The 17,237-nt window shown below is 60.8% G+C and carries 16 protein-coding genes; 7 read left to right on the top strand and 9 right to left on the bottom strand.

What is annotated here, in order from left to right; translation table 11 throughout:
* Positions 1-37: 37 nt before the first annotated feature.
* The 4 genes from tsgA to ACUXAC_RS23390 all read right to left on the bottom strand — a co-directional run bounded on the left by tsgA (position 38) and on the right by ACUXAC_RS23390 (position 4,110).
* A complete protein-coding gene (gene tsgA, locus ACUXAC_RS23405; RefSeq protein ID WP_033636290.1) occupies positions 38-1,222 on the bottom strand; it encodes an MFS transporter TsgA in 1,185 nt (394 codons plus the stop codon).
* Positions 1,223-1,413: 191 nt separating this feature from the next.
* Positions 1,414-2,394, bottom strand: coding sequence for a LacI family DNA-binding transcriptional regulator (locus tag ACUXAC_RS23400; protein WP_038878117.1), 981 nt, complete (start codon positions 2,392-2,394; stop codon positions 1,414-1,416).
* A 73-nt stretch (positions 2,395-2,467) separates the two neighbouring features.
* Positions 2,468-3,775: a 6-phospho-beta-glucosidase gene (locus ACUXAC_RS23395; RefSeq protein ID WP_197862554.1), complete on the bottom strand. Its 1,308-nt coding sequence runs from the start codon at positions 3,773-3,775 to the stop codon at positions 2,468-2,470.
* Positions 3,772-4,110, bottom strand: coding sequence for a PTS lactose/cellobiose transporter subunit IIA (locus ACUXAC_RS23390; RefSeq protein WP_038878111.1), 339 nt, complete (start codon positions 4,108-4,110; stop codon positions 3,772-3,774). The genes ACUXAC_RS23395 and ACUXAC_RS23390 overlap by 4 nt, the downstream gene beginning before the upstream one ends.
* Before the next feature lie 353 nt (positions 4,111-4,463).
* On the opposite strand from ACUXAC_RS23390, the gene ppiA reads away from it, so the two are divergent.
* From ppiA to argD, 6 genes are all read left to right on the top strand, one after another.
* Positions 4,464-5,033 carry a peptidylprolyl isomerase A gene (ppiA, locus tag ACUXAC_RS23385; RefSeq protein WP_038878108.1) on the top strand — a complete coding sequence of 190 codons (570 nt, stop codon included), beginning with the start codon at positions 4,464-4,466 and terminating at the stop codon, positions 5,031-5,033.
* Between the two features lie 156 nt (positions 5,034-5,189).
* Positions 5,190-6,875 (top strand): sensor histidine kinase, encoded by a 1,686-nt coding sequence (locus ACUXAC_RS23380; RefSeq protein ID WP_033636285.1) that lies wholly within the window; start codon positions 5,190-5,192, stop codon positions 6,873-6,875.
* Positions 6,875-7,600, top strand: a complete 726-nt coding sequence (gene btsR / locus ACUXAC_RS23375) for a two-component system response regulator BtsR (protein WP_047729698.1) — start codon at positions 6,875-6,877, stop codon at positions 7,598-7,600. Before ACUXAC_RS23380 ends, btsR begins: the two co-directional genes overlap by 1 nt.
* A gap of 151 nt (positions 7,601-7,751) precedes the next feature.
* A complete protein-coding gene (locus tag ACUXAC_RS23370) occupies positions 7,752-9,278 on the top strand; it encodes a helicase HerA-like domain-containing protein (protein WP_033649312.1) in 1,527 nt (508 codons plus the stop codon).
* Between the two features lie 72 nt (positions 9,279-9,350).
* Complete coding sequence (locus ACUXAC_RS23365) at positions 9,351-9,926, top strand: aminodeoxychorismate synthase component II (RefSeq protein WP_049198366.1); 576 nt, start codon at positions 9,351-9,353, stop codon at positions 9,924-9,926.
* A gap of 131 nt (positions 9,927-10,057) precedes the next feature.
* Positions 10,058-11,275 carry a bifunctional acetylornithine/succinyldiaminopimelate transaminase gene (argD, locus tag ACUXAC_RS23360; protein ID WP_033649310.1) on the top strand — a complete coding sequence of 406 codons (1,218 nt, stop codon included), beginning with the start codon at positions 10,058-10,060 and terminating at the stop codon, positions 11,273-11,275.
* A 40-nt stretch (positions 11,276-11,315) separates the two neighbouring features.
* Here the strand turns inward: argD and ACUXAC_RS23355 are convergent, their stop codons facing one another.
* Together ACUXAC_RS23355 and crp are read right to left on the bottom strand one after the other, a co-directional pair.
* Positions 11,316-13,394 (bottom strand): YccS/YhfK family putative transporter, encoded by a 2,079-nt coding sequence (locus ACUXAC_RS23355; RefSeq protein ID WP_060424556.1) that lies wholly within the window; start codon positions 13,392-13,394, stop codon positions 11,316-11,318.
* Between the two features lie 50 nt (positions 13,395-13,444).
* Positions 13,445-14,077 carry a cAMP-activated global transcriptional regulator CRP gene (crp, locus tag ACUXAC_RS23350; RefSeq protein ID WP_004090925.1) on the bottom strand — a complete coding sequence of 211 codons (633 nt, stop codon included), beginning with the start codon at positions 14,075-14,077 and terminating at the stop codon, positions 13,445-13,447.
* 382 nt (positions 14,078-14,459) lie between these two features.
* Between crp and ACUXAC_RS23345 the strand changes: the two genes are divergently transcribed.
* A complete protein-coding gene (locus ACUXAC_RS23345; protein WP_387445103.1) occupies positions 14,460-14,867 on the top strand; it encodes an OsmC family protein in 408 nt (135 codons plus the stop codon).
* Between the two features lie 38 nt (positions 14,868-14,905).
* Here ACUXAC_RS23345 and ACUXAC_RS23340 read toward each other — a convergent pair whose 3' ends face one another.
* The 3 genes from ACUXAC_RS23340 to ACUXAC_RS23330 form a co-directional block, all read right to left on the bottom strand.
* On the bottom strand, positions 14,906-15,775 hold the full coding sequence (locus ACUXAC_RS23340) for a phosphoribulokinase (RefSeq protein ID WP_033636275.1): 870 nt from the start codon (positions 15,773-15,775) through the stop codon (positions 14,906-14,908).
* 151 nt (positions 15,776-15,926) lie between these two features.
* Positions 15,927-16,160 carry a YheU family protein gene (locus ACUXAC_RS23335; protein WP_004930376.1) on the bottom strand — a complete coding sequence of 78 codons (234 nt, stop codon included), beginning with the start codon at positions 16,158-16,160 and terminating at the stop codon, positions 15,927-15,929.
* On the bottom strand, positions 16,157-17,137 hold the full coding sequence (locus tag ACUXAC_RS23330; protein ID WP_047729705.1) for a hydrolase: 981 nt from the start codon (positions 17,135-17,137) through the stop codon (positions 16,157-16,159). The genes ACUXAC_RS23335 and ACUXAC_RS23330 overlap by 4 nt, the downstream gene beginning before the upstream one ends.
* Between the last annotated feature and the right edge of the window lie 100 nt (positions 17,138-17,237).

The following is a 17,237-nucleotide window of genomic DNA, read 5'->3' as shown; positions in this document are numbered from 1 at the left end:
CCTTGCGGGCGCCCTTGGTGCATTTAATAAAAAGAAATCAGTGCGTCACGTGACCGTGGCTGCGGTGCTTGGTTACGAAGCCCAGCAGCAGACACATCACGAACACTGCCAGGTACAGGCCGTTGGCGGTGGTTAGCGCTGCGTGCGCGCCGCCTTTCGCCACGATCGGGCCGGTGACCACGAAGGTCAGCATGGTGCCGATGGTGCCGCAGGTCAGGATAAAGTTGACCAGCTTCGGTGAGGAGACCTTGGTCTGCAGCGAGCCGAGGGTGATCAGCGTGGTGTAGATGGCGCTGGAAACGAAGCCCAGGGCCATGATGTAGTAGCCCAGGTGCTCCGGGTTGTCGGTGCTGACGAACAGGTACATCGCGCCGGTAGCCAATGCGGCCAGCACGGTAACGATGCGCTGCAGATCGAAGAAGCGCAGGATGAAGCTGAACACCCACATGCCGACCATGTAAGAGGTCCAGAAGTCGCTCACCAGCTTACCGGCCTGGCCGATGTCCATGTTGAACGACTTGGTGGCGTACTCAGGCACCCACTGAATGAAGCCCAGCTGGCCGAGGATGTAGCACAGCGCGGCGATCGACAGGAACAGCACGCCGATGCCCCATTTTTCTTTTTCGACCGGCTGACCGGCGTCGGCGCCTTTCTTGCCCAGCACCGGGAATTCGGAGCACAGGGTCAGCACGAAGATCCCCACGTACAGCAGGCCGATGCAGGCATACACCCAGTACCAGCCGATGTGGCGAGCCAGCAGCATCGCGGCGACGATCGGGAAGATCATCCCGGCCATGCTGAAGAAGGAGTCGGTGAACAACAGGCGTGAACCGCGCTGGCGGCCGGCATACATGTGGGTGATCAGGAAGGTGCCGATCGACATGGTGATACCGCTAACCACGCCGAGGATAAACATGCACAGCGAGAACATGGTCAGGCTCTTGCCGAGCATCAGTCCTGCGACCGCCAGCACCATCAGGACAAAGCCGAAGATCAGCTGACGCTTCAGCGGGATGATTTCCATCAGCCAGGCATTGAGGAAGATCGAAATCAAAATGCCGGCGTTGAGGAAAGTAAAGGTGTTACTCATGCTGGAAACCGGCAGGTTAAAGTACTCTGCAATGTTTCCCATCACCATCCCTGTGACGATCACTAAAGCACCGGTCAGCGCGTACGAAAAGAAGCTGATCCAGGTAAGCCGTATGCGGTTACTGTCATTCATTGTATAGGCCTGAATATGTCTGTTAGAGGTTTTAAAGCTGGCATAAGGCCGCTGGCTTTTCCTGACAAACGCAGAAAAAAGTCCCGATCAGGCCACCAGGGGGCGGATCCTAGCACAGACAACGGGATTTTTTGTGATGGTTGTCGATTTTTTGATGTAACCCATGAAGGGGTGATGCGCATTATTGTGATCTATTTGCGTACCGTCACAATGGAATCACGGTTGACTATCGTCGGCTCAAACCGGTGCGCCGGGGTGGCGGGGTCGATCAGCCTGCGCGCCGCGTATTGGGCCATCTCGCTGATGGGAAAATGGACGCTGCTCAACGCCGGGCGCACGAAAGGCGCGCGTTCGCCGCTGTCGTAGCAGATCAAGGAGATATCCTGCGGTACCCGCAGGCGGTGCTCGTTGATCGCCAGCAGTGCGCCGATCGCCATCTCTTCGTTGCAGCAGTAGATGGCGCTGGGCCGCGCGGCTTGCTGCAGCAGTCGATCGGCGCAGCGGTAACCGCTTTCCAGATCGTAGACGCCCTCCAGGCAGGCCACCGGTTCGATATTCGCCGCCTGCATTGCCTCTTCAAACCCCTGCAGCCGCAGGCGGCTCGACGGGCGCTCACGCGGGCCGCTGATGCAGGCGATGCGCCGGTGCCCGGCATCGAGCAGTTGCTGCGTCGCCATGCGGCTGGCGAGCGGGTGATCGAAGGTGACACAGCGGGCTTCCAGCCCCGGTACCAGACGATCGAGCAACACGAAATCACGTTGTTCCGCCGCCAATTGGCGCAGCCGATCGTCGCTGAGAAAACGCACGTGCAGGATCACGCCGTCGCAGCGCAGGCTAAATAGCCGCTGTATCGCCTGCCATTCGTTTTCGGCGCTGTTGCGGCCCTGGGTCACCAGCAGCTGTTTGCCGTGGGATTCGGCCTCGGTCTGCACGAAGTCCATCAGCGCGCCGAAGAAGCCGCCGCGGTACGACGTGGTGACCAGTCCGAGGGTATTGCTGTGGCTGGAGGCGAGCGCGCGGGCCGCCGGGTTGGGGGTATAACCGAGCTGGGCGACGGCGCGTTCAACCTTCTCGCGGGTCGGCGCCTTGACGTTGCTGTCGCCGTTCACCACGCGCGATACGGTGGCGCGCGAAACGCCCGCCAGCGCCGCGACATCTTCCAGTGTCACCATCGTCCCACTCCTGAATTACGGCTAAAAAAATGGGTTCGGCGCGCCGAACCCCTGTCTGGCTGCGTATAGCCGCTTACCTGAACTGCGGCAAATACGGCGCGTTTATCGTCAACACCTCGTCCAGCAGCGGCTGCGCCAGGTTGGCGTTGCCCACTAACGGGTTGGCGATCAGCGCCAGCAACCCGCTGCGGCGATCGCCGTGCACCGCGGCTTCGATGGTTAGACGTTCGTAGGCTTTCACCTGCTGCGTCAGGGCCTGCATCGGCTCCGGCAGCGGGCCGAAGGTCAGCGGGTGTGCGCCCTGGGCATCGACGATACAGTTGATTTCTATCACAGCATCGTCCGGCAGGCCATGGATTGCGCCGCGGTTTGCGGTGTTGACCACTAATTGCGTGCCGAGATTATTATGGATAGCACGAATCAGCTCCAGCGCAACTTCGGAATAGAAAGAACCGCCGCGGAAGCTGAGCTGCTCCGGTTTCGTGTTTAACTGCGGATCGGCATACAGCTCGAACAGCTCTTTTTCTACCTGCATCACCTGCTCGGCGCGGGTGCCGCGCTCGCCGGCGGCGGCCATCTCTTCCGCCAGCATCTCGCGGGTCTGGTAAAAATAGCGGTGGTACGGGCAGGGGATCGCGCCGAGCGCGCGCAGGAAGTCCGGCTGCCAGGGCTCTTCCTTGATGTTGTTCATGGTCAGCGCCGCACCGTCGCACAGCATGTCGATCACCTTGGCGGTGACGTCGCGCCCCTGGTGCGTGACCCGATGCACCCAGACCATGTGGTTCAGGCCGGCGAACTGCAGCTGTACGTCGGCGTAAGGCGCCTGCAGCATGTTGGCGATCATGTGATGCATGCTGATCGGCACGTTGCACAGGCCGATGATCTTCGCTTTGGTAAAGCGAGACACCGCCTCGGTGACGATGCCGGCCGGGTTGGTGAAGTTGATGATCCAGGCGTCGGGTGCCAGCTTTTCCACCCGGCGAGCGATATCCAGCATCACCGGGATGGTGCGCAGCGCTTTGGCGAAGCCGCCGACGCCGGTGGTCTCCTGGCCGAGCAGCTGATATTTCAGGCCCAGCCGTTCATCGGCGGCGCGTGCCGGCAGTTGCCCGACGCGGAACTGGGTCAGCACGAAAGCGGCGTCGCGAATGGCGTCGTCCAGCGCGAAGTGCACGCTGACCTTCACCTGCTCCAGCCCGTGGCGCGCCAGCATGCGGCGGGTCAGGGCGGCGATGGTTTCCACTTTTTGCCGGCCCGGTTCGACGTCCACCAGTGCCAGTTCGGTGACCGGCAGCTCCTCGATGCGCTGGATCAGCCCGTCCACCAGTTCGGGGGTGTAGCTGCTGCCGCCGCCGATCACGGCGATTTTGAGCGTGCTCATGGGCGGCCCTCCGTCTGCGACTGACGGCGATAGAGCTCGATCATGTCGTCGGCCAGATCCTGGATCACCATGGCGTTCATCAGATGGTCCTGCGCATGCACGGTGATCAGGTTGATCGCCAGCTTGCCGCAGCCTTCGTCCAGGCCGATCAGCTCGGTCTGGATCAGGTGCGCCTTCTTCACCCATTCTTTGGATTCGGCCATGTGCTTGGCCGCGGCGGCGAAGTCGCCGGCGCGCGCTTGCCGCAGCGCCATCAACGCATTGCTGCGCGCGCTGCCGGAGAACACCAGCAGTTCCATGATGGTGCTTTCAAACTCGGGGCTGACTTCAGTCATCAATTCACTCACGTCATTTCTCCAGGGGTTGCGCGGCGACGCCGCCGTGGGATGCTTCAGTATCCGTTCTTTTTATAATGAGAGCGCTCTCATTTAAATAGAGTAACGACAATGCGTGTGCAAACTGGGAGGCAGATCGCAAAAACCGACCCAGGGTGGCGCGGGGCAAAAAATGCGTGATGCGGTTGGCAAAAAAGTCTTCTGCGCCCATACTTTCCGCAGCAAAATTCAGGGCCGCCTAGGATATGTCCCGTAATTGGGTAAATATAGGTAAATGGCTGGCACTTGCCGATACAGCTCTTTAGAATCAAAGCGCTTTTCCGTTGTTTGTCTCTCAGAGAAAGGACCCGTTAATGTTCAAACGTACTTTAGTGACCTTCGTCGCGCTGTGTTCCCTGACCGCAGTGGCGCCAGCCGCACTCGCCGCCGGTGAGACCCACGTCATGCTGACGACCTCGGCGGGGAATATCGAGTTGGCGCTCGACAGCCAGAAGGCACCGGTTTCCAGCCAGAACTTCGTCGACTACGTGAACAGCGGGTACTACAACAACACCATCTTCCACCGCGTGATCCCGGGCTTTATGATCCAGGGCGGCGGTTTCACCGCTGACATGCAGCAAAAATCCACCAAGGCGCCGATCAAGAACGAAGCCGACAACGGCTTGCGCAACCTGCGCGGCACCATCTCGATGGCGCGCACCGCCGACAAGGACAGCGCCACCAGCCAGTTCTTCCTGAACGTGGCGGATAACGCCTTCCTGGATCACGGCCAGCGTGACTTCGGCTACGCGGTGTTCGGCAAAGTGGTGAAAGGCATGGACGTGGTGGACAAAATTGCCCAGGTGCCGACCGGCAACGTCGGCCCTTACCAGAATGTGCCGACCAAACCGGTGGTGATTCTGTCGGCCAAGGTACTGCCGTAAGTTTTTTGGCCGATCCCGCCGGGGTCGGCCGCTCCTTCCTCCCGAAGCCTTGCCTTCATCACTGTTTTCTCCTGCGCCCCATGCTCTAATCGGCAGACAATAATCAGACCGGAAATCCGGCGTTCGCCCTTTGTTGTCTCTGGATGAGTTGCTGCCATGTATGAATTTAACCAGGTGCTGTTGCTGCTGCAGCAGATGTGCGTCTATCTCGTTATCGCCTATCTGCTGAGCAAAACCCCGCTGTTCATCCCGCTGATGCAGGTGACCATTCGCCTGCCGCACAAGCTGCTGTGCTACGTGATCTTCTCGGTGTTCTGCATCATGGGCACCTATTTCGGGCTGCACATTCAGGATTCGATCGCCAACACCCGCGCGATAGGCGCGGTCCTGGGCGGGCTGCTGGGCGGGCCGTCGGTGGGCTTTCTGGTCGGGCTGACCGGTGGCCTGCACCGGTATACGCTCGGCGGCATGACCGATGTGGCCTGCGCGATTTCCACGGTGTCGGAAGGCCTGGTCGGCGGCATTGTGCACAGCATCGCCATGCGCCGGGGGCGCATCGAGCTGCTGTTCAATCCGCTGTTCGTCGGCGGCGTGGCGCTGGTGGCGGAAGTGCTGCAGATGGCGATCATCCTGGCGGTGGCGCGCCCTTACGACGAAGCGTTGCAGCTGGTGGAGCACATCGCGCTGCCGATGATGATCGCCAATACCGTCGGCGCGGCGATGTTCATGCAAATCCTGCTGGATAGGCGCGCGATGTTCGAAAAATACACCAGCGCCTTCTCTTCCAAGGCGCTGAAGATAGCCGAGCGCACCGAGGGCATCCTGCGGCAGGGGTTCGATCAGGAGAACAGCATGAAGGTCGCCCGGGTGATCTATCAGGAGCTGGGCATCGGCGCGGTGGCGATCACCGATCGCGACAAGCTGCTGGCGTTTATCGGCATCGGCGACGATCATCACCTGCCGGGCACGCCGATCGCCTCGGTGCATTCGCATCGCGCCATCGACAACAACGAGGTGGTGTACGCCGACGGCAATCAGCTCTCTTATTGCTGCTCGATCAACCCGGCCTGCAAGCTGGGTTCGACGCTGGTGATCCCGCTGCGCGGCGAAAACCAGCGGGTGATCGGCACCATCAAACTGTACGAACCGAAAAGCCAGCTGTTCAGCACCATCAACCGTACGCTGGGCGAAGGCATCGCCAGCCTGCTGTCGGCGCAGATCATGGCCGGACAGTACGAGCGCCACAAGCAGCTGCTGGCGCAGTCGGAGATCAAGCTGCTGCATGCGCAGGTCAATCCGCATTTCCTGTTCAATGCCTTGAATACCCTGGTGGCGGTGATCCGCCGCGATGGCGAGCGCGCCTGCGATCTGGTGCAGTCCCTCTCAACCTTCTTTCGTAAAAACCTCAAACGCTCGGATGACGAAGTCAGCCTGGCGGATGAGATTGAACACGTGAACGCCTACCTGCAGATCGAGAAAGCGCGCTTCGCCGATCGGCTGGAGATCGCGGTATCGCTGCCGGAGGCGCTGTTGGCGGTGCGGCTGCCGGCGTTCTCGCTGCAGCCAATCGTCGAAAACGCCATCAAGCATGGCACCTCGCATCTGTTGGGCGTGGGTCGCATCGAAATCGGCGCCTGCTGCGAAGGCGAGCATCTGCTGCTGCAGGTGACGGACAACGCCGGGCTGTTCCAGCCGAAACCGAACTGCAGCGGGCTGGGGATGAATCTGGTGGATAAACGCATTCGCGTGCGCTACGGCGAAGGCTATGGCGTGCAGGTGGATTGCCGGCCGGACGCCTACACCCGCATTACGCTCAATGTCCCCATGGAGAGGGCCGCCTGATGTTAAACGCACTGATTGTTGACGATGAACCTTCCGCGCGCGACAACCTGCGCCATCTGCTGGAGGCCGAGGCGGAGATCGCGATTATCGGCGAATGCGCCAACGCCATCGAAGCCATCAGCCAGATCCACCGGCTGCAGCCGGACGTGGTGTTTCTCGATATCCAGATGCCGCGCATCAGCGGGCTGGAAATGGTCGGCATGCTGGATCCCAACCGCATGCCGCACATCGTGTTTCTGACCGCCTACGACGAATACGCGGTGCAGGCGTTCGAGGAGCATGCCTTCGACTATCTGCTGAAGCCGGCGGAGCCGAAGCGGCTGAGCAAGACGCTGCAACGCCTGCGGCAGCGCAGTGCACCGCAGGACGTGGCGGCGCTGGAAGAGAGCGCCGGTTACCTGAAATACATTCCCTGCACCGGCCACAGCCGCATCTACCTGCTGCGGTTCGATGAAGTGCTGGCGATCCGTTCCAAACTGAGCGGGGTCTTCGTGGTGCGCAGCGACGGCATGGAGTGTTTCACCGAGCTGACGCTGCGCACGCTGGAAAGCCGTACGCCGCTGGTGCGCTGCCATCGGCAGTATCTGGTCAATCTGGAGCAGGTGCGCGAGATCCGTTTCGAAGAGGGCGGCGCAGCGGAGATGATCATGTCGGCCGGCGATCCTGTACCGGTCAGCCGACGCTATTTGAAGGCGCTGAAAGAGCAACTGGGGCTGCGGGGGTGACGCAGGTCTTAGGGGGATTCTGAAAAGACAGGCATCATGGGCATCCCGACGGCGCCCATTTTGTTTGTCCTTGACGGGGTTACGCGGCGCTTATAGCTTTATTGCATCAACAGGCGCGTTTCGCGCTGCGTCAGCGTCAAAGGAACAGAAAATGAGTGAACCACGGATTATCGCCAAAGCGATGAAAGACGGAAAACCGGAGCAGGATCTGGTGATTTTGCCGGCGTTGGCCAACCGCCACGGGCTGATCACCGGGGCAACCGGCACCGGCAAGACGGTGACGCTGCAGAAAATGGCCGAACAGTTCTCGCGCATCGGCGTGCCGGTGTTCCTGTCCGACGTGAAGGGCGATCTGTCAGGCATCGGCGCCGAGGGCGTGCCTTCCGAGAAACTGCAGGCGCGCCTGGCGGCGATCGGCGTCACCGACTGGCAGCCGCAGGCCTGCACCATTATCCCGTGGGATATTTACGGCGAAAAGGGCCACCCGATCCGCGCCACGATTTCCGATCTCGGGCCGCTGTTGCTGGGGCGCCTGTTGGATCTGAACGAGGTGCAAAGCGGCGTGCTGCAGCTGGTGTTCAAGATCGCCGATGACAATGCGCTGCTGTTGCTGGACATGAAGGACCTGCGCGCCATGGTGCAGTTCGTCGGCGACAACGCCAAACAATTCCAGACCCAGTACGGCAATATCTCTGCCGCGTCGATCGGCGCCATCCAGCGTGGGTTGCTGACGCTGGAAGAGCAGGGAGCCAACCAGTTCTTCGGCGAGCCGATGCTGGACATCAACGATCTGATGAAAACCGACGCCAACGGTCACGGCGTGATCAACCTGCTGGCGGCGGACAAGCTGATCAATCAGCCGAAGCTGTATTCGGTATTCCTGCTGTGGCTGCTGGCCGAGCTGTTTGAGCACTTGCCGGAAGTGGGCGACCCTGAACAGCCGAAGCTGGTGTTCTTCTTCGATGAGGCGCACCTGCTGTTCAACGATGCGCCGGCGGCGCTGTTGACCAAGATCGAACAGGTGGTGCGTCTGATCCGCTCCAAAGGCGTCGGCATTTACTTCGTCACCCAGAACCCGCTGGACATTCCGGACAGCGTGCTGGGCCAGCTGGGCAACCGCGTACAGCATGCGCTGCGCGCCTTTACTCCGCGCGATCAGAAGGCGGTGAAGACGGCGGCGCAAACCCTGCGCGCCAATCCGGCCTTCGATGCCGAAACGGCGATCACCGAGCTGGGTGTGGGCGAAGCGCTGGTGTCATTCCTCGACGAGAAGGGCCGGCCTAACGTGGTGGAGCGGGCGATGGTGATCGCGCCGGAATCCAAAATGGGCATGCTCGGTGCGGAAGGGCTGAACAGCGCGATCAACAAGTCGCCGCTGTATGGCCGCTATGAGGATATGATCGACCGCGAATCCGCCTACGAGAAGCTGTCGTCGGGCGGCTTCGCCACCGTCGGCACCCCGCAGCAGGGGCAGCAACCGCAGGCGCAACAGCAACAACAGCAGGCGGGCGGCGGCCTGATGGACGGCCTGAACGAGCTGCTGTTCGGTTCCACCGGCCCGCGCGGCGGCAAGCGCGACGGCATCGTCCAGACCGCCGCCAAGAGCATGGCGCGCGATCTCGGCCGCCAGATCCTGCGCGGCGTGCTGGGGTCGATCACCGGCGGCCGTAAAAAGTAAGCGGAAATTATCGTCGGCAGCGGCGGGTTAAATCAGTACACTGTGGCGGCATTTTTCTCTGCCGGACCTAACATGCTGCTGCTGATCGATAACTACGACTCCTTTACCTATAACCTTTACCAGTACTTCTGCGAATTGGGCGCCGAGGTGCTGGTGAAGCGCAACGATGAGCTGCAGCTGGCCGATATCGAGCGGCTGGCGCCGCAGCATCTGGTGATTTCCCCTGGCCCCTGTACCCCGAACGAAGCGGGTATCTCGCTGGCCGCCATTCGTCATTTCGCCGGCAAGCTGCCGATCCTCGGCGTGTGCCTGGGGCACCAGGCGCTGGGGCAGGCGTTCGGCGCCGAGGTGGTGCGCGCCCGCGCGGTGATGCACGGCAAAACCTCGGCGATTCGTCACCTGGGCGTCGGCGTGTTTCGCGGCTTGAGCGATCCGCTGACCGTGACCCGCTATCACTCGCTGGTGCTGAAAGCCGATACGCTGCCGGACTGCTTTGAAGTGACCGCCTGGAGCGAGCGCGACGGCGTGCGCGACGAGATCATGGGCATCCGCCACCGCACTTTGGCGTTGGAAGGCGTGCAGTTCCATCCGGAAAGCGTGCTCAGCGAGCAGGGCCACCAGCTGCTGGATAATTTCCTCAAGCGTTAATTCCGGTGCGTTTTTTTCGCCCGTCAGGCGTTTTGCGTTTGCGCTTGATTGGTTTTTTATGCATATTTCGTGATTATGTTTTCAATCTAACATTACGATAGCGCTGAAAAACTTTCAGGGTGGAGCCGAAAATGACTGAAAAATCCGCAGTGAGCCGCAGTACCTTTGACCAGGTGATCCTGCCTGTTTATGCGCCTGCCCAGTTTGTGCCGGTGCGTGGCCAAGGCAGCCGGGTCTGGGATCAGCAGGGAAAAGAGTACATCGATTTTTCCGGCGGCATCGCGGTGACGGCGCTGGGGCACTGCCATCCGGCGCTGGTCGAGGCGCTTAAACGCCAGGGCGAAACCCTGTGGCATACCAGCAACGTCTTCACCAATGAGCCCGCGCTGCGCCTGGCAAGCAAACTGATCGACGCCACCTTCGCCGATCGGGTGTTCTTCGCCAACTCCGGCGCAGAGGCCAACGAGGCGGCGTTCAAACTGGCGCGCCATTACGCCATCACCCGCCACAGCCCGTACAAAACTAAAATCATCGCTTTCTATAACGCGTTTCACGGCCGCACGCTATTCACCGTGTCGGTGGGCGGGCAGGCTAAATACTCCGACGGGTTCGGGCCGAAGCCGGCCGACATCGTGCACGTGCCGTTCAACGATTTGGCGGCGGTGAAGGCGGTGATGGACGACCACACCTGCGCGGTGGTGATGGAGCCGATTCAGGGCGAGGGCGGTATTACGCCGGTCGACGCCGGCTTCCTCAAAGGCGTGCGCGAGCTGTGCGACCAACATCAGGCGCTGCTGGTGTTCGACGAAGTGCAAAGCGGCATGGGGCGCAGCGGCAAACTGTTCGCCTATATGCATTATGGCGTGACGCCGGACATTCTCACCACCGCCAAGGCGCTGGGCGGCGGTTTCCCGGTCAGCGCCATGCTGACCACCGAAGACATTGCGTCGGTGATGCAGGTGGGCACCCACGGCACCACTTACGGCGGCAACCCGCTGGCCTGCGCGGTGGCGGAGGCGGCGCTGGACGTGATCAATACGCCGGAGGTGCTGAGCGGCATTGAGCAGCGTCATGCGCTGTATGTGCAGGCTTTGCAGCATATCGGCGATAAATACGGTATTTTCACCGCGATTCGCGGCATGGGGCTGCTGATTGGCGCCGAGCTGACGCCGCATTATCACGGCAGGGCGCGCGACTTCCTCACCGCCGCCGCCGCGCGTGGGTTGATGATCCTCAATGCCGGGCCGAACGTGATCCGCTTCGCGCCGTCGCTGGTGGTGGAGCTGCAGGATATCGAGGCCGGCATGGCGCTGTTCGAGCTGGCGGTGCAGGATGTGATCAACGCCTGAAGCCCGCGCGGCATATAACGGGGCGCGGCATGCCGCGCCCTTATTGATCGCGCAGTTTGCGCTTGAGCCAGATGCCGTGGTGCGGGCGCTGGCGCCAGGCCAGCGACGAAATGGTGTGCATCACGCTCAGGTGCGACAAAATGCGCCGCAGATGGCGCTCCATCTCGGTAACGGGCATGTCCGGATGCAGATCCGGCGGCTGCATGATGCCGCTGTTGCCGCTGCTCGGGCCGTCGTATTCCAACCGCTGCTGGCAGCTTTGCAGCGCGATTTCACAGGTCTGCAGATACTCTTCCGCCAGTTTCGGCGTCAGCATGTAGTGCTCGCGTGCCAGAATGGTCATGGCGTTCAGGTGTTCGACGATGAACTGGCTGTGAGTGACCCACAGCCGCATGTCCGCCAGATAGTTTGACGCGAACCCCGGCTCTTGCATCGCCTGATTGAGCGAGGTGAACAGCGCGTTGTGTGCCTGGTTGACCTGCATGCGGGTATAGGCCAACGCGGTGGCGTCCGGTTCCGGTTGCTTCAGCATCAGCCGCAGCGCGGCTTGATCGTTCTCCAGCGCCTGATGGGCATTCTTGCGCAGCAGCCCGCTTTGCCACTGCGGCCACAGCCAAATGGTGCCGCCGAACGCCAGCACGCAGCCGATCAGCGTATCGATCAGGCGCGGTACCAGAAAATGCGAGCCGTTCAGCGCCAGCAGCTGCAGGGTGTAAACCGCCGTGACCGTAAAGCCAATCACCGACAGCCCGTAGTTCTTGCGCGAAACCAGGTAGGCCAGCAGCGTGATCACCAGCATGATGCTCAGCGTTTCTCCCTCCGGCAACTGCAGCTGCAGCAGCCCGGCTGCCAGCAATAGCCCGGCAATCGTGCCCAGCGCACGGTGCTGAATACGCACCCGGGTGGCGTTATACCCGTTTTGGCTCACCAGCATGATGGTGAGCAGGATCCAGTAAGGCTTCGGCAGGTTGAATACCGCACCCAGGCTGCTGCCGACCGCCAGCGTTACGCCCAGCCGCGCGGCGTTGCGCAGGGCGGTGGATTTGAACGACAGATAGCTGACCAGCGCCGGCCAAAACGGCAGGCGGTGCTGGCCGGGCATCAGGTCGCGGCGGTACAGCGGATGCTGGGTGCGCAGCAGGCGGGCGATGCGGCTGAAGTGGTAATAACAAAACTGGCCGACCGGATTATCGGGATGCTGCGCCGCCATTTTTTCCAGCGCCGCCAGCTCGTGGGTCATGGAGAAGCGCTTCGAATGTTGATGATAGAGAATATCGTGCGCCACCACGCGCAGCCGGCCGGCGATCACCTGAGCATTGCGGCGAATGATCGCTTCGGCCTGGCTCTGCTCCACCAGTTTTTGCACCTCTTCCGGCAGATGCAGGCTGACGGTGATGTGCTCCTGCAGGTCCATCGCCACCTGAAAGGCGCGCTGCAGGCGCTTTTGCTCGAGATTGTTGGCGTGCGGCAGGAAATTAAGCTGTTGGTACAACAGGCTGATCAGGTCCATCACCTTTTGCTGGCGCACCAGCAGCGGCGGCAGCGCGGTCTGCGGATCGGTGTGCTGGGTCAGCAGCGAGTATTTGGCTTCGAAATAGTCCGCCAGTTCCAGGTAGAGCTGGCTCAGCGTCTCGCGCATCGGCTGCTCTTTCCACAGCTTGAACCAGAACCAGGTGAATAAGCCATACCAGGCGGTGCCGATCGCGTACAGCAGCGGCGCCTGCCAGATAGGCACCGTGCCGGCCGTGCTGAGGGCGAAGATGGCTGCCACCAGCGCCGCCGGCAACAGCCGGGCGTGCAGCGGGCTGATTTCGCCGGTGACGCCGAGCAGCAGCGCCAGGCCCAGCATCAGCGCCGGCAGCGGCACGTGCCACAGCAGGGCCTGTTGCAGCAGCACGCTGCTGAAGGCGAACAGCGAACCGCCGACGATCAGTCGTTTAAAGAAGCGCTTATGCGGCGTATCCAGCCCGGCGATATTGCAGCAGGCGGGCACGAGGGAGAACATCAGGCCGAGCTGCAGCTGGCCTATCAGCAGGCCGAACAGCACCGGCAGGCACAACACCAGCGTTTGTCGCAGTGCGTAGTTGATTTCCGGGTGGTAGATCAGGCGGCGCCACATGGCAGAGAGCAGACAAAAAAACGGCGCAGACTGCGCCGTTTTTTCAGGGATTAACGGGTGCCGTAGACGACAATGGTTTTGCCGTGGGCGGAAATCAGGTTTTGATCTTCCAGCATTTTCAGAATACGGCCAACGGTTTCACGCGAGCAGCCGACGATCTGGCCGATCTCCTGACGGGTGATCTTGATCTGCATGCCGTCCGGGTGAGTCATGGCGTCGGGTTGCTTCGCCAGATTCAGCAGGGTTTGCGCGATGCGGCCGGTAACGTCCAGGAAGGCGAGGTTGCCCACTTTTTCGGAGGTGACCTGCAGGCGGCTCGCCATTTGGGCGGACAGACGCATCAGGATGTCCGGGTTCACCTGGATCAGCTGGCGGAATTTCTTGTAGGAAATTTCGGCCACTTCACAGGCGGTTTTCGCGCGAACCCAGGCGCTGCGCTCCTGGCCTTCTTCGAACAATCCGAGCTCGCCGATGAAATCCCCCTGGTTGAGGTAGGACAGGATCATCTCTTTACCTTCTTCATCCTTGATCAGCACCGCGACGGAGCCTTTCACGATGTAGTAAAGCGTTTCGGCCTTTTCACCTTGGTGAATCAGCGTACTCTTCGATGGATATTTGTGGATATGGCAATGAGACAGGAACCATTCGAGAGTAGGGTCTGTTTGCGGTTTGCCGAGAACCATTCGCTGTTATCCTCTGTTGTTATCGCTGCCTTGTGTCACAGGGGTCAGAGTTCCCTGTAAAACCCGCCTGTAGCCGCAGTCATGAGCGAGGGCTACCGGCAAGTTTTGAGGCGTGTCATAAAAATACGCTGTCGCTCTAGCATATTAACTTGCCGTAAGCGCTGCAAGCTACATTCTGTTAACATACCGGTAAAGGAGCCTTTCTCTGGGCGTTTCCCTGAAATTCAGTGTCCCGGAAAGATTTATTGCGGCTCTGTTTGTAGCACAGAGTAAGGCGGGTGTCTCGTGTTGTCTCGCTTCAGCATGATTAGCATCAGGTTACGTTGCCTGTTTCTATGCGAAAGCGTACTCTGATTTTAAGAAATCAACCGGAGTGACCAGAATGCAGGCAAGAGTTAAATGGGTGGAAGGGTTAACGTTTTTGGGGGAATCGGCCTCCGGCCACCAGGTGCTGATGGACGGCAACGCCGGTGATAAAGCGCCCAGCCCGATGGAGATGGTGCTGATGTCGTTGGGCGGCTGCAGCGCGATCGACGTGGTGTCCATCCTGCAAAAAGGGCGCAACGACGTGCGCGACTGCGAGGTGAAGCTGACCTCCGAGCGCCGCGAAGAAGCCCCGCGGTTGTTCACCCATATCAACCTGCACTTCATCGTTACCGGCCAGGACCTGACCGACAAGATCGTCGAGCGTGCGGTGAACCTGTCGGCGGAGAAGTACTGCTCGGTGGCGCTGATGCTCAACAAGGCTGCCACGGTGACCCACAGCTTCGAGATCCGCCAACCGGCGTAATCGAAACGGAGCGCGGCCCGGCGCCGCGCTCAACGCATTTATTCGATCTTCTTGCCTTCCAGCAACCGCTGCACCAGCGGCGCCATGATCAGCTCCATCGCCAGCCCCATCTTGCCGCCCGGCACCACTAACGTATTGATGTGTGAGATAAACGAGCCCTGCAGCATCGCCAGCAAATAGGGGAAATCTATCTGATCCAGCCCGCGGAAGTGGATCACCACGAAGCTTTCGTCCAGTGAGGGAATCGCCTTGGCGGCGAACGGGTTGGAGGTGTCCACCGTCGGCACGCGCTGGAAGTTGATGTGGGTGCGCGAGAACTGCGGCGTGATGTAGTTGATGTAATCTTCCATCGAACGCACCACCGAATCCATCACCGCTTCGCGAGAGTGGCCACGCTCGCCGGTATCGCGGATCAGTTTCTGAATCCACTCCAGGTTGACGATCGGCACCACGCCGACCAGCAGATCGACGTGGTTGGCCACGTCATGGTGCTCGGTGACCACGCCGCCGTGCAGCCCCTCGTAGAACAGCACGTCAGTCGGCGCCGGCAGCGGTTCCCACGGGGTGAAGGTACCCGGCACCTGATTGTAGGGCACCGCTTCGTCGTAGGTGTGCAGATACTTGCGCGAGCGCCCGGTGCCGTTCTTGCCGTAGTCGATAAAGCTCTGCTGCAGCAGGCCGAAGTCGTTGGCCTCGGGGCCGAAATAGCTGATGTGTCTGCCCAGATCGCGCGCCTTGCGGATCGCCGCGTCCATTTCCGGCCGGGTGTAGCGATGGAAACTGTCGCCCTCCAGCTCGGCGGCGCGGATGTTGAGCTGTTGGAAGATCTTACGGAACGCCACGCTGGTGGTGGTGGTGCCGGCGCCGCTGGAACCGGTCACCGCGATAACGGGATGTTTGGCAGACATGATGGTTGTCACTCCGTGTTGAATGCGCCGGCGTCAGGGGATTATTGTGGCTCTTGTTGACGCTCTCTATCTCAGGAAAAAATGGCGCGCGCTGGTTTGCAATGCCCCATTGTTACCTGATTTTTTCCGTCAGTCATAGAACCGAGCGCCACTAAATTTCTTCCTGCCCGGCGCGGAACTGGCCGCGCGGCATGATGTTGACGCTCTCGTGCAGTTCCGACCACACCAGCACCACTTCGCCGTTTTTCAGTTGGCGGCGCACGTCCTCCACCTTCTGTTCCAGCGAGCGTTCATGTTCGCCGTAATCGGTGCCTTCGCGCAGTACAAAGGATTCGATCAGGCTGTTCAGGGTGTCGGTTGCCAGTTCTTGCCAGGGAATGATCACGTCGGGATGTCCAGATAAGGGGAAAGCCAGGCCGGAATGCGATGTTCCAGCCACATGTGCGGTTTTTTCAGCGTGCCGCCGACGAAGCCGACGTGGCCGCCGTACTCGGTCAGTTGATATTCGATATTGCGCGGCAGGCCGGCGACGTCGGGGATCACCTCATGGGTCATGAAGGGATCGTCCTTCGCATGGATGATCAGCAGCGGCGTCTGAATAGCCGGCAACAGCGGCAGGGCGCTGCAGCGGCGATAGTAGTCGATAGCGTCGCTAAAGCCGTGAATGCGCGAGGTAATGGCGTCGTCGAATTCGCGGATGCGCCGCAACCCGTTCAGCTGTGACAGCTTGAGCGGCAGAGTGTCCGGGTAGTGCAACAGCTTGCGGGTGGCGTTTTGTTTCAGCTGCCCCAGCAGGTAGCGCTGATAAACGCGGGAGAAACCTTGCTCCATGCGGTAGGCGCAGGGCTCCAGCATCAGCGGCGCCGAGACCACCACCGCCGCCTGCAGCAGGCTGTCGGCGCCTTGCTGCGCCAGATAGCAGGCCAGCATGTTGCCGCCGAGCGAAACGCCTACCGCCGCGGTCGGCACCTCGCCGTAGCGGTCGCGCAGCCAGCGCAGGAAGAAGCGTGCATCTTCGGTTTCACCGGAGTGGTAGATGCGCTGCTTGCGGTTGGGCACGCCGCTGCAGCCGCGAAAGTGCATCACCACGCCGAGCCAGCCACGCTCACGCCAGGCGTTGAGCAGGCCATGTGCGTAGGGGCTGTAGAAGCTGCCTTCCAGGCCGTGGAACAGCACCGCGCGCGGTTTGTCGCGCGCCTGCGCCGGATCTTCGCTCCAGGCGAGATCGACGAAATCGCCGTCGGGCAATTCCAGCCGTTGCCAATGCGGTTTCAATAACACGCGGCGGCGCACCAACCGCGGCAACAGCGTTTGCAGGTGCGGGTTACTGGCCCCGGTCAGAGGGCGAAAGGTGTTAGGCATAGGCTGAGTAAAAATGTTGTGGGCGGCTATTGTGAGATCCCTAGCGCACTGTTAGCTTCAATACCAAGAACTAACAATGATACTGCAAAAAAGCGCCTTG

Source organism: Serratia sp. 121840015-1 (assembly GCF_053627655.1).
The sequence above is the reverse complement of the archived record's forward strand: the minus strand, read 5'-3'. Positions and strand labels throughout refer to the sequence as shown.